The following is a 13,087-nucleotide window of genomic DNA, read 5'->3' as shown; positions in this document are numbered from 1 at the left end:
CCTCTAACGGGGTGCGCGAGCGCCGATTCCCAAAATCCAGTAAGGCGACTATACGCAGTTCCGGGGAAAATGCTGTTGCGGGGGAAGCACAGCTACCGGAAAACGAAAGTCGGAGAATTGCCCGGAAAGCGGGCAAGTTCAGGCGATTTCAGACCAAAAAAGCCCGAAATCGCCCCAAAAAAGGCTGTTGCGGTAAAATCAAACGTCCAGCAGCTCGTCGCTGGCGAATTCCGCCTTGTCGGAGATGAAGGCGAATCTGGCCTCCGCCTTGGTTCCCATCAGCCGCTCGACAGAATCGGCCGTGCCTTCGCGGTCGTCGGCCAATAGCACCACCTTCAGCATGGTGCGCTTGGCCGGGTCCATGGTGGTTTCCTTGAGCTGGGCCGGCATCATCTCGCCAAGACCTTTGAAGCGATTCACCTCGACCTTGGCGTTGGCGTTGAACTCGCTCTTCAAGAGCGCGTCCTTGTGTGCATCGTTGCGGGCATAGACCGACTTGCTGCCATGGGTCAGCTTGTAGAGCGGCGGCACCGCCAGATAGAGATGGCCTTCATCGATCAGCCGCGGCGTCTGGCGATAGAAGAACGTGATCAGCAGTGAGGCGATGTGCGCGCCGTCGACGTCGGCGTCCGTCATGATGATGATGCGCGAATAGCGCAGATCCTCTTCGCGATAATGCGCGCCGGTGCCACAGCCGATCGCCAGCATGAGGTCTGAGAGCTGCGCGTTCTGCGTCAGCTTGTCCTTGCCGGCGGAGGCGACGTTGAGGATTTTTCCGCGTAGTGGCAGCACGGCCTGGGTCTTGCGGTCGCGCGCCTGCTTGGCGCTGCCGCCGGCCGAGTCGCCTTCGACGATGAAGAGTTCGGAGCCTTCCTGAGCGCTGTTGGTGCAGTCGGAGAGCTTGCCGGGCAGGCGCAGCTTCTTCACGGCGGTCTTGCGGGAGATTTCCTTTTCGGCGCGGCGGCGCAGCCGCTCGTCGGCGCGCTCGATGACGAAGTCGAGCAGCTTGTTGGCCTGCAGCGGATTGCCCGACAGCCAGTGATCGAACGGGTCTTTGATTGCCTGTTCGACGATCTTCTGCGCTTCGGCGGTCGCAAGACGATCCTTGGTCTGGCCCTGGAATTCAGGCTCGCGGACGAACACCGAGAGCATCACCGCGGCGCCGACCATGACGTCTTCCGACGTGACCGGCGCGGCGCGCTTGCCCTGGCCGATGCGTTCGGCGTGGTCCTTCAGGCCGCGCAGCATGGCGCTGCGCAGGCCGGATTCATGCGTCCCGCCGTCGGGCGTCGGCACGGTGTTGCAATAGGAGGAGAGGAAGCCATCGGCATCCGCCGTCCACGCAATAGCCCATTCGCAGGCGCCATGGGCGCCGTTGCGCCCGGACTTGCCGGAGAAGATGTCCGGATGCACCAGCGTGTCGGCGTGAATCGCGGCGGCGAGATAATCCTTCAGGCCGCCGGGGAAGTGGAAGCTGTCCTCGGCGGGCACATCCTCGATGCCTTTGAGCAGCGCGGGATCGCAGCGCCAGCGGATCTCGACGCCGCCGAACAGATAGGCTTTCGAGCGCGTCATCTTGAACAGGCGCTGCGGCTTGAAGGCGGCCTTGGCGCCGAAGATGTCGGTATCCGGCTTGAAGCGGATGCGGGTGCCGCGGCGGTTATTGATCTTGCCGAGGTCTTCCAGCTTGCCCTTGGGATGGCCGCGCTCAAAACTCATCCGGTAGAGCTTTTGGCTGCGCGCGACCTCGACCTCGAGTCGCGAGGAGAGGGCGTTGACGACGGAGACGCCGACGCCGTGCAGGCCGCCTGAGGTCTCATAGACCTTGGAGTCGAACTTGCCGCCGGAGTGCAGCGTGCACATGATGACTTCGAGCGCCGACTTCTTCGGAAATTTCGGATGCGGATCGACCGGGATGCCGCGGCCGTTGTCGGTAACGGTTAGAAAGCCGTCGGCGGTCAGCTCGACCTCGATGAAGGAGGCATGCCCGGCCAGCGCCTCGTCCATCGCGTTGTCGATGACCTCGGCAAACAGATGGTGCAGCGCCTTTTCATCGGTTCCGCCGATATACATGCCGGGACGGCGCCGTACCGGCTCCAATCCCTCCAGCACCTCAATGTCGGCCGCGGTGTAGCCGGCCTCGGCGCTACTCGCCCGCGCGGCGGCCTTCGGCGCCGCCCGCCCCTTCGATTCCGCGAACAGGTCCGGCTTTGATTTTGCAGCTGATTTCAATGGTTTGGACATGGCTCTTTAGATGTTGCGCGCGAGGTCGCGCCAGCGAATCGGTCGCTCTGACTATGCCACGGATGGCCTCAAAAGGTGACGATGGGCAAGAGCGCCTTTCCGGCCTTTGACACCGGGTTGCGAGCCCTCTATCAGGCCTGCGCTGCGCTGAACAGATGACCGCAATGCGGCCGGCCAGGACCCGAAGACATCAGCGTTTTTGCCGCCGCCGAGGCCGCCGATGGTATTGGAAGGGGATCACGGGCCGTGCCAGCCTTTGTGACTTGAAGTCACGCAAGTGGCTGGCTTAGCTGTTGTGAGCCTTGAATCAGCTAAAAATTCAACGGCGTCAACAGGGCGGGGAAGGCACTTCGGACATGCAAGATTTTGCGCGCACTCTGGCTGATTTCGTGCGCGACAATCAGGCTTGGGCCGCCCCGATCGTCCTGGTCCTGGCATTCGGCGAGTCGCTGGCCTTCATCTCGCTGCTGGTGCCGGCCTGGGGCGCGCTGGTCGCGATCGGCGCGCTGATCGGCGTCAGCGGCATCAGCTTCTGGCCGGTGTGGCTCGCCGGCGGCATTGGGGCTGCGCTCGGCGACTGGGTCTCCTATTGGTTCGGCTACCGCTACAAGGAGCACGTCGCCGAGATGTGGCCGCTGTCGCGCTATCCCGAGATCCTGCCGCGCGGCGAGGAATTCGTGAAGAAATGGGGTGTCCCCTCGATCTTCATCGGCCGTTTCTTCGGGCCGCTGCGCGCCTCGGTGCCGCTCGCTGCCGGCATTTTCGAGATGTCCTACTGGCCGTTCCAGATCGCCAACTTCGTCTCGGCGCTGATCTGGTCGGCCGTGCTGCTCTTGGTCGGCGACGTCATGGGCAAGCTTGCCGAATGGCTGTGGCGGGCGGTGTAGGGCAGGCATCGATCGCAAGGCAGGGCACGGTGTGTCGCTCGCACACCTTCTGCGGGAAAGATGAAATGTTCTCTATCGGCGCGAGACGACGGTAATTTCGCGATGTTAGCTGAGTGACCGGTAGCAACCCGGGGCTTCCGCAACATGATCGAGCGCATCTACTCAGCCTTGCTGCCTTTGCTGGTTTCGTCGACCTTCGTCGCTACTAACGCCGCTGACACGACAAGTGCAGAACTGGGGCCCGTTTGGGTCGACCCAGGCTGGCGCCGAACAGTCGCCCGCTATGCGGTGACGTTCGACGAGGAGGGGTTAAGCACCACGGTCTTCGACTTCGAAATCCAGGCACTCAATGAAAAAGGTGCCCAGGACATCGCGCAGCAGATCACGTTATACAACAGTTATTTCGACGAGCTGCTTTCCAGCGAACTTGCAACCGTCAAAGCGGACGGCCGCATCATAGCGGTCGACGAGCGTGCCATCCGCGATCAGCCCGTATCGGCGGACTCTTCCTCACCTTATTTTGACGAAACGCGGCAGAGGATCATCGCCTATCCACACGTCGCGCCCGGCGACAAGGTTAGAGGGCGGCTGACAAGGCAAAGCGTCCGAAGTTTGCAGGCGAGTTTGCTCGCTATTGGATCCAGCCTGCGGATCAGCCTCCCGAGACGATCGAATTGACCCTTGATGGCCCTGCCGTCAAACCGCTGCGCATCGCTGGGCATAATGTCGATCATGCCGAAGAGAGGGTAGGCGGCAGGATCATTCATCGCGTCCGCCTCAAGCAGCAGACACCGAAGCCGCGTCAAATCGATGGTGGCAGATTCGACGATGCCCGGCGGTTCGAAGTCAGCACGTTTGCGGACTATGCCGCCTTTGCTTCCATGCTGAATGCCCGCAATGCGCCGATGGCGCGGCCTGACGAGACCTTGCACAAGCTCTCGGCCGAAATCGTTGGCGATGCCACCAACTCCCGCCTCAAGGTTGAGCGCATCCACAATTGGGTGGCGCGGAATATCCGCTATGTCGGCATCGGATTCGACGATGGCGGCTGGACATCGCAGCCGGCGTCGGCGGTGCTCGCCGCGCGCTACGGCGACTGCAAGGCGCATGCGACGATCCTCAAGGCTCTGCTCGCCGCGCAGGGGATCGAAGCCGATCTGGTCGCCGTGAATGTAGGCATGCAGTACACGCTGACGGAAGTCGCCACTCCAAATTTCGACCACGCGATCGTCTACGTGCCCGCGATCGATCAGTATCTCGACCCTACGGCATCGCTCCAGGCCTACGGCGCGCTGCCGTTTCGCCTAAGCGGCAAGCCGGTGCTGAACATCGATAGAGGTACGCTGGCCCGCATCCCGGTTTCGGCGCCGGAGCTTTTTACGTTGGCGACAGATACGCAGTACGAGCTTGCAAGCGATGGAACGAGGCAGGCCCGTTCGATTCTGTCCGGCACCGGTCTGGGCGCCACGCTGGGACGCGCCATCGCGCAAGAGCTGGAGACCGTCGATCGGCAGAACACGGCGCGGAAACTGATCGAGCAGGCGGCACTGAAGGGCACCGGCGACTACAGCTTTCCGAACCCGCGTGAGCTGTCCGACAGCTATGCCATCACCGCGACCTTTCGCATCAGCTCCCGCGTCGAACTCGATGAACGCCGGACCGTCCGGCTGCTGCCCCTGACCGATCCTCGGCCCTCGGCACTATTCCTGAGCACAGGGGGAGCAACCGACCGGCCATTCCATTGCCGTTCGTTGGAATACCGCGAGACAAGCGCGCTAACGATTCCTGAGGAAACCAATTTCGACCAAAAGCCGCCGTCCGTCAGATATCACAAAAATCTCAGTGGCAACACGGCATATGGGGCGGTCAATGGTAGCATCGAAGTGACCGCAGCCGCCGTGATCGAGGGCCGGACCGTGCGTTCCACCGCCCTGGTGCGCTTGACGTTCGATGCGCCGGTCTGTCCGGCCGAATTCGGCGCGGCCATCAAGTCAGGCTTCGACGCCTTCGGCGAGTTCAGGCATGGCCCGATTGGCCTGACGCCAAAATCGCCCACCCATGTCTGGGAAGGCAGCGCCAAGTATGATGAAGGCGTGAGGGCGTATCTTGCAAACAACTACAAGCTGGCAATGACGCGGCTCAAGCCATTTGCCGAAACCGGAAACGCCAAGGCCCAATCCTATGTGGGCGCCATGTATGTTTCGGGCAATGGCGTTGAGCACAACTACGCCGAGGCGATCCGCTGGTTTCTGATGGCTGGGGAGCAGGGCGACGCCTTCAGCCAATCGCATCTGGGCTATGCGTACGAAAGGGGCTTCGGTGCCGCGCGCGACGACAAGGCCGCAGTTCATTGGTACGTCAAAGCGGCCGAGCAGGGCGACGCCTACGGCCAAGCGCGGCTAGCGGGCATGTACCGGGACGGCCGTGGCGTTCCCCAAGACTTCCAGCAGGCGGCAAAATGGTTTTCGAAGGCCGCCGACCAGGACTATTCGTGGGCGCAGATGAACCTTGGACTGCTCTATCTCAAAGGACAGGGCGTCGCACAGGACGAGGGCAAGGGTATCGCCTTGATCAGGAAAGCCGCCGAGCGGAATGATCGTGACGCTCAATACAATCTTGGTTGGGCCTACGAGAGCGGCACCGGCGTGGCAAGGGACACGGTGGAGGCCATCAAGTGGTATAGCAAGGCTTCCAATCTCGGCCACGCACAAGCCCACGCCCATCTGGCAGGGTTGACGGAGGGCGTTTCGTTCTGGGGCGCTCTGTTCCGGCACGTCGGGCTATCCAGGCGGTAATGACGCTTAATGCGAATCATTATCATCTTCCGCGCCGCTTCGGCTAAGGGCGTCGTACCGTTCGACCGCTTGCCCCCACCGTGGTCACGAGAGGGAATAAGCGATCGGCAGAAGTGTTAAGTCCCACGATTGTTCATCTTCGCTTTGCCGCCCCGAAGCCGTCATCGCGCGATTGTAGAAACGCTGCCAGTGAGAGCGGCAAGCGGACCAGGGGTAAGCAAAGACGCAGGTGGATTCCGCAATTGCTTCATCGTCTCAACTGGGAGGACATCATCATGGAATTGACTCGTCGTCACGCACTCGCCGGGGCCGCGGCGCTCGCCGCCACGCCGCTGTTGCCACATGCGCCGGCCAAGGCCGCCGCGCCAGCCGCGGACAAGCAGGCGCCGAGCTTCTATCGCTACAAGGTCGGTGACGCCCAGGTGACGGCGATCTCCGATGGCGTCAACAATTTCGCGCTGCCCGACACCTTCGTGCTCAATGTCAAAAAGGACGAGGTCAACGCAGCGCTGGAAAAAGCCTTCATGCCGAAGGACAAGATGTCGATCCAGTTCGCGCCGCTCGTCATCAACACGGGCGGCAAGCTCGTGGTCGTCGACACCGGCAACGGCGCCGCCGCGTTTGCGTCGAGCAAGGGCAATGTCGGGCAGTTCGGCGCCAACATGGTCGCCGCAGGCTTCGATCCCAATGCGGTCGACATGGTTGTGATCTCGCACTTCCACGGCGATCACATCAACGGCCTTCTAACCGCCGACAACAAGCCGGCATTCCCCAAGGCCGAGGTGCTGGTGCCGGCCGTGGAGTGGAAATATTTCATGGACGACGGCGAGATGAGCCGTGCGCCGGAAGGGCGGATGCAGACCGTGTTCAAGAACGCCCGCCGCGTGTTCGAGGCTGGCTTGAACAAGAAGGTCACGCCCTATGAATGGGGCAAGGAGGTCGCGCCCGGACTGACGGCGATGGAGACCATCGGCCACACGCCGGGCCACACCTCCTACGTTCTCGCCTCCGGCTCAGACAAAGTGTTCATCCAGTCCGACGTCACCAACCTGCCGGCGCTGTTCGTCACCCATCCGGGCTGGCACCTGATGTTCGACCAGGATCCGGCGCTGGCGGAAAAGACCCGCCGACGGGTCTACGACATGCTGGTGGCCGACAAGATGCGGGTGCAGGGCTTCCACTATCCGTTCCCCGCCAACGGCTTCGTCGAGAAGGACGGCAATGGTTACCGGCTGATCCCGGCGCCGTGGAATCCGGTGATTTGAGCTGAAGGTGTCATTCCGGGACGCTCGCAAGGCGAGCGAACCCGGAATCCAGAGATTGTAGCTCCGGGTTCGATGCTGTGCATCGCCCCGGAATGACGATGCAATCTCTTGACGCCAGGCGGGCGCGGCCTTATAGCCGCGCCCATGATCAACGCTTTGACCATGTCCGCCGCTCGCCGCCGCCGCACACTCGCGGTTCGGGCGGTCGTCTGCGTTTGAGATCATCGCCCCTGCCGCCGGATCGGATTCCGCGGCTTCTCCTTCTTCCAGAAAACGCGGTCTGAACTGGCGGCTCCTACGTCAAGCAGGAGTTTGAGATGTATACGCCGCCACCGTTCAAGTCCGACCGCGCCGCGAGCCTCGGGTTCGCGGAAGCGCGCGGCTTTGGCCTTGCCTGCGCGTGGGACGGCGACAAGCCGGTCGCCTCGCCGCTGCCGTTTTATCTGACCTCGGCCAATGACGGCACGCCGCGCGTGGCGTTTCACGTCGCCCGTCACAATCCGCTGGTAAAGCTTGCGAACGGCACGACCTCCTGGCTGCTGGCCGTTACCGGCGCGGACGCCTATGTATCGCCAGACTGGTACGTCTCGCCGGACCAGGTGCCGACCTGGCTCTATCAGTCGGTGCACCTGACCGGCCCGGTGCGGACGATGTCTGACGATGAACTCGCCGCGCAGATCGAGGCGCTCAGCGCCAAGTTCGAGGCGCGGCTGTTGCCGAAGAAGCCGTGGTTGTCATCGAAGATGACAGCCGGACGGCTGGAGGCGATGAAGAAAGCGATCGTGGGCCTTGAGATGACGGTTGAAGAGGTCGAGGGCAGCTTCAAGCTGAATCAGCACAAATCCGAGACCGACTATGTGGCGGTTGCGGGGTCGCTTGCCGAGCAGACCGACGCCGGCGCCAAACAGATCGCCCATTTGATGAGAGAGGCACGGCCGCAAGCCTTTGCCGACGAAACCAACCAGTTCGAAAGGACCGTGCCATGACCATCACCGACAGCCATGAGCCGAAGACCGTGGACGCCGCAGCCAAGCCCGCCGTGTTCGTCGACGGCGCGTCCGGAACGACGGGGCTCGGCATTGCCGAGCGCCTTCGGCAGCAGAACGACGTCGTCGTCAAAAGCATTGCCGAGGACAAGCGCAAGGATGCCGGCGCCAAGCGCGCGCTGATGGAGGAGGTCGATCTCGTCATCCTCTGCCTGCCTGACGATGCGGCGAAAGAAACGGTTGCCCTCATCGACAGCATGGGCGCCTCGGCGCCGAAGGTGCTCGACGCCTCGACGGCGTTCCGCGTTGCAAGTGACTGGGCCTACGGCTTTCCAGAACTCGCGCCTGACCAGGCCGACAAGATCCGCGCGGCGCGAAAAGTCTCCAATCCCGGCTGCTACCCGACCGGAGGCATTGCGCTGCTGCGGCCGCTGGTCGATGCCAGCTTGCTGCCTGCGGACTATCCTGTCACCATCAATGCGGTGAGCGGCTATTCGGGTGGCGGTAAGTCGATGATCGCGAGCTACGAGGACGGCAGCGCGCCGTCGTTCGAGCTCTATGGCCTCGGCTTCGAGCACAAGCATCTGCCGGAGACGCAGCTCTACTCGAAGCTGACGCGGCGGCCGATCTTCGTGCCGTCGGTCGGCAATTACCGGCAGGGCATGCTGGTCTCGGTGCCGCTGCATCTCGATACGCTGAATGGCAAGCCCGGCGCCGCCGACCTGCACGCCGCGCTGGCGAAGCGCTACGCAGGAAGCACCTATGTCTCGGTCATGCCGCTGGAGAATGCGGCAACCAAGGCTGGGCGGCTCGAGCCGGAGGCGTTGAACGAAACCAACAAGCTCGAGCTTTACGTCTTTGCCAGCGAAAAACATCGCCAAGCCGTGCTGGTTGCGCGGCTCGACAATCTCGGCAAGGGCGCGTCGGGCGCAGCCGTGCAGAACATGCGGCTGATGCTGGGCTTGGCCGACCAATAACGGGAACGCGCAATGAGCTCGAAGAAGAAGATCGGCATTCTCGGCGCCTCCGGCTACACCGGAGCCGACGCGGTGCGCCTCCTGGCACGGCATCCGAATGCCGAGATCACGGCAGTGACCGCCAACACCCATGCCGGCAAGACCATGAGCGATGTGTTTCCGCATTTCTTCATGCTCGACCTGCCGAAGCTTGTGGAATGGGAAAAGGTCGACTGGACGAGCCTCGACGCGGTGTTCTGCGGACTGCCGCACGGCACCACGCAGGAGATCATTGCCGCGCTCCTCAAGGCCAATCCGCGGATCAAGATTCTCGACATGTCCGCCGATTTCCGGCTGCGCAACAAGGAGACCTATGCGCAATGGTACGGCCATGAGCACCGGGCGCTCGAACTGCAGGGTGAGGCGGTCTACGGCCTGACCGAGTTCTATCGGGAGAAGATTGCGTCCGCGCGGCTGGTCGCCTGTCCCGGCTGCTATCCGACGGCGGTGCTGCTCGCGCTGGTGCCGCTGGCGAAGGCAAAACTGATCGACGTCCACGACATTGTCATCGACGCCAAGTCGGGCGTCACCGGCGCCGGCCGCGGGCTGAAGCAGAACACGCTGTTCAGCGAGGCGGGCGAGGGGCTGTCACCCTATTCGGTCGGCACCCACCGGCACGCGCCCGAGATCGAGCAGGAGATTGGCGTCGCGGCCGGGGCGCCGGTGACGGTGAACTTCACGCCGCATCTGATCCCGATGGCGCGCGGCGAGCTGTGCACGTCCTATGTAAAACTCGCCGGCGGCGCGACGCCGGACGATCTGCGCGCGGCGCTGGAGAATGCCTACGCGAACGAGCCGTTCGTGCATGTCGCCAAAAAGGGTGTGCTGCCGCAGACACAGAACGTGCGCGGCTCGAACTACGTCCAGATCGGCGTTATCGCCGACCGCATCAGGAACCGGGCGATCGTGATTTCCACGCTCGACAATCTGGTGAAGGGTTCGGCCGGGCAGGCGGTCCAGAACATGAACCTGATGTTCGGCCTGCCCGAGACGGCGGGGCTGGAGCAGATCGCGCTGTTCCCGTGATGTGAGGTGCTACGGTGGACGAAGCGACGCTGCAATTCTACCGCGACAACGCTGATGCCTATGCGCAGCGCGAGATCACCTCGCGTCATGCCCGGCTGACCGCGTTTCTGGCGTTGCTGCCGCCGGGCGCGGCCATTCTCGAACTTGGATGCGGCGCTGGCGGCGATACCGCGGAAATGCTGGCGCGCGGGTTCGATGTCCGCGCGACCGACGGATCGCCGGAAATGGCCGCGGTGGCCGCCAAGCGCCTCGGCCGTCCGATCGAGACGCTCTTGTTCCACGAACTCGATGAAGCCGAGGCGTATGACGGCGTCTGGGCCAATGCCTGCCTGCTGCATGTTCCCCGCGATCAGCTTGCGTCCGTGCTATCGCTGATCCGGCGCGCATTGAAACCGGGCGGCGTGTTCTATGCCAGCTACAAGGAAGGCGAGGCGGGCGGACGCGACACGCTCGATCGCTACTACAACTATCCCTCGCAGGACTGGCTGCGTGCCACCTACGCCGAAGCGGGGAGCTGGAGCTCGCTGTCGATGGAGCGCGGTGAGGTGAGGGGATTCGACGACAAGATGGCACAGATGCTGTTCGTCGTTGCACGCAAGGACGATTGACGCGGTTTCGAAGCGATCAGGCTGCCCGAATATTGCCAATTTGTGACGGGGAATTCCCGGAAAGATGTGACTGACGCGCTACAGCATTCAGGTGCGAATCCAGTAGAACCATTGCCCAAGTACCGGCAGCGCGTTGCGTCGGGAACGCACTGGGAATGCCGTTAATGCAAATGAAGAAGTTTCTGCTGGCCACCGCGCTCGTTGGCCTCTCACCCGTCCCGACACTCGCTGCAGACCTCGCCGCCCGCCCTTACACAAAAGCTCCTGCACTGGCTGCGGTCTATGACTGGACCGGCTTCTACATCGGCGTCAACGCCGGCGTCGGCATCGGCCGCGATCGCTTCCAGCACGATTGGCTCGGCACGGGTTCGGTCAATTCTTTCTACGTCTCGCCGCAGGGCGGCTTCGGCGGCGGCCAGGTCGGCTACAACTGGCAGACCGGATCGGTGTTCGGACCGATCGTCTTCGGCGTCGAGGCGGACATTCAGGGTGCGGGCCTCAGCGATGATCGCACGACGTTCAACGAGGTCGGTGTCTTGCGAAACTACAGCCAGAAGCTGGATTGGTTCGGGACCGCGCGTGGTCGCGTCGGCATCGCGAATGGTCCGGTGCTGAGCTATTTCACTGCCGGTTTCGCCTACGCCAATGTCAAGACCAACGCGAGCGCGTCGTTCGGCGGCATCACCAACACCTTCTCGAACGAGCGCACGGCGGGCGGCTGGGTGATCGGCAGCGGCGTCGAAGCCGCGCTGGGCGGTAACTGGACCGGCAAGATCGAGTATCTTTACCTCAACCTGGGCAACAGGAGCGACCTTGCCACGCTAGGCGCGACCACGCCGATCCAGACCGAACTGCGCGAGAACATCTTCCGGGTCGGTCTGAACTACCGGATCGGCGGCAGGCCTTATGCGCCGGTCGCTGCCGCCAACTGGGCCGGCTTCTACCTCGGTGGCAATTTCGGCTCCGGCACCGGGCGGGATCGCAGCGCATTGAGCCTTCCTACAGTGCCGATCGTCCAGACCTTCAACCTTGCGCCCGACGGCCTCAATGGCGGTATCCAGGCCGGCTACAACTGGCAGGCGGCCAATTGGGTGTTCGGCCTGGAGGCCGATATCCAGGGCAGCACCCAGCAGGACAACAAGACCTGCATTCTCGCCTGCACGCCCGGGCTTACGGTCGCCTACGATGCGACCCTGCCATGGTTCGGCACGGTGCGCGGCCGCCTCGGCTATTCGGTCGGATCCACCCTGTTCTACGCGACAGGCGGTCTCGCCTATGGCAGCGTCAAGACCAAGATCAACACGACCTCTTTTGTCGGCCCGGTCACGCAATCGTTCGAGCATACCAAGACCGGCTGGACCGCGGGTGCGGGTATCGAAACGCCGTTCACGCTGCTCGGATTGCTGGGCCCGAATTGGACCACCAAGAGCGAGTATCTGTACGTCGACCTCGGCTCTAGTTCGGACAACTTCGTTCTGGGGGCCGCTCCGGCAACGGCGACTCGTTCGGTCACCGAGCACGTCTTCCGCACCGGCATCAACTACCACTTCAATTCGCCCGTCGTGGCGAAGTACTGAGGGCCGCTTCAAAGCAGCCGATGAAAAACCCCGGAGCCTGGCTCCGGGGTTTTTGCTTTGGTCTGGCCGATGAAGGACCTTTTCAAACCACCTTGAAGATCGCCAGCGCCAGCACGGCTTGGGCGAAGAAGCCGACGGTGAAGGCCAGCGTGCGGAACACCGGCAGGCCGAGGGTGTAGAAGATCAGGTGCGCGACGCGAGCCCAGAAATACACGGCGCATGCATAGACGGTCCATTTGGTGGAATAGTCGAGGTCGTTCAGGATCAGGACCAGCGGCGCGAAGATGATCAAATTCTCGATCGCGTTGTCGTGGGCGAACATCAGCCGCGTCGCCCATTCGGCATGCGGCTTGTCGTTGCGCGAGGGGTTGGCCATGGCGCCGGAGAGGCCGCGGACCTGACAGCGATTGATGATGTAGGGGATCCACAACAGCCCGGTCAAAATCACGGTCAGAGTCAGCCAGAACAATTCACGCGTCATGCTCTCCCCCTCAACTGAGTTCAAATCCCGGCGTGGGATGTCAGGTGGTTCTACTGCGTCACGTTCGAACCCTTATCCTGAGGAGCCCGCGGAGCGAGCGTCTCGAGGGATGTAGGCCAGAGACGGGCCTCATGGATTCGAGACGCGCTTCGCGCTCCTCACCATGAGGGGCTTACGACGCGATCGGACTATAACCAACTGC

At 62.8% G+C, this 13,087-nt stretch carries 11 protein-coding genes; 9 read left to right on the top strand and 2 right to left on the bottom strand.

The annotated features are described in order from the left end of the window. Positions 1–198 precede the first annotated feature (198 nt). A complete protein-coding gene (gene parE, locus QA643_RS21385) occupies positions 199–2,244 on the bottom strand; it encodes a DNA topoisomerase IV subunit B (protein WP_283027881.1) in 2,046 nt (681 codons plus the stop codon). A gap of 356 nt (positions 2,245–2,600) precedes the next feature. Here parE and QA643_RS21380 point away from each other — a divergent pair, with 356 nt between their 5' ends. The 9 genes from QA643_RS21380 to QA643_RS21340 all read left to right on the top strand — a co-directional run bounded on the left by QA643_RS21380 (position 2,601) and on the right by QA643_RS21340 (position 12,404). Further along, positions 2,601–3,131, top strand: coding sequence for a DedA family protein (locus QA643_RS21380; RefSeq protein WP_283027880.1), 531 nt, complete (start codon positions 2,601–2,603; stop codon positions 3,129–3,131). Between the two features lie 144 nt (positions 3,132–3,275). Further along, entirely contained in the window at positions 3,276–3,809 is a 534-nt protein-coding gene (locus QA643_RS21375) for a DUF3857 domain-containing protein (RefSeq protein WP_283027879.1), read from the top strand. After that, positions 3,806–5,926, top strand: coding sequence for a transglutaminase domain-containing protein (locus QA643_RS21370; RefSeq protein WP_283027878.1), 2,121 nt, complete (start codon positions 3,806–3,808; stop codon positions 5,924–5,926). Before QA643_RS21375 ends, QA643_RS21370 begins: the two co-directional genes overlap by 4 nt. Positions 5,927–6,201: 275 nt before the next feature. Next, entirely contained in the window at positions 6,202–7,191 is a 990-nt protein-coding gene (locus QA643_RS21365; RefSeq protein WP_283027877.1) for an MBL fold metallo-hydrolase, read from the top strand. Between the two features lie 317 nt (positions 7,192–7,508). Next, positions 7,509–8,177: an FMN-binding negative transcriptional regulator gene (locus QA643_RS21360; RefSeq protein WP_283027876.1), complete on the top strand. Its 669-nt coding sequence runs from the start codon at positions 7,509–7,511 to the stop codon at positions 8,175–8,177. Beyond that, positions 8,174–9,154: an N-acetyl-gamma-glutamyl-phosphate reductase gene (gene argC / locus QA643_RS21355; protein ID WP_283027875.1), complete on the top strand. Its 981-nt coding sequence runs from the start codon at positions 8,174–8,176 to the stop codon at positions 9,152–9,154. Before QA643_RS21360 ends, argC (QA643_RS21355) begins: the two co-directional genes overlap by 4 nt. A 12-nt stretch (positions 9,155–9,166) precedes the next feature. Then, positions 9,167–10,219, top strand: a complete 1,053-nt coding sequence (gene argC / locus QA643_RS21350; protein WP_283027874.1) for an N-acetyl-gamma-glutamyl-phosphate reductase — start codon at positions 9,167–9,169, stop codon at positions 10,217–10,219. 14 nt (positions 10,220–10,233) lie between these two features. Next, entirely contained in the window at positions 10,234–10,827 is a 594-nt protein-coding gene (locus tag QA643_RS21345; RefSeq protein ID WP_283027873.1) for a class I SAM-dependent methyltransferase, read from the top strand. A 170-nt stretch (positions 10,828–10,997) separates the two neighbouring features. After that, positions 10,998–12,404 carry an outer membrane beta-barrel protein gene (locus tag QA643_RS21340; protein ID WP_283034875.1) on the top strand — a complete coding sequence of 469 codons (1,407 nt, stop codon included), beginning with the start codon at positions 10,998–11,000 and terminating at the stop codon, positions 12,402–12,404. Between the two features lie 82 nt (positions 12,405–12,486). Here the strand turns inward: QA643_RS21340 and QA643_RS21335 are convergent, their stop codons facing one another. Next, complete coding sequence (locus QA643_RS21335) at positions 12,487–12,885, bottom strand: MAPEG family protein (protein WP_283027872.1); 399 nt, start codon at positions 12,883–12,885, stop codon at positions 12,487–12,489. Between the last annotated feature and the right edge of the window lie 202 nt (positions 12,886–13,087).

The organism is Bradyrhizobium sp. CB3481, from assembly GCF_029714305.1.
Taxonomy (GTDB): Bacteria; Pseudomonadota; Alphaproteobacteria; order Rhizobiales; family Xanthobacteraceae; genus Bradyrhizobium.
Note: the sequence above shows the minus strand (reverse complement) of the source record. Positions and strands in the feature narration are given on the sequence as shown.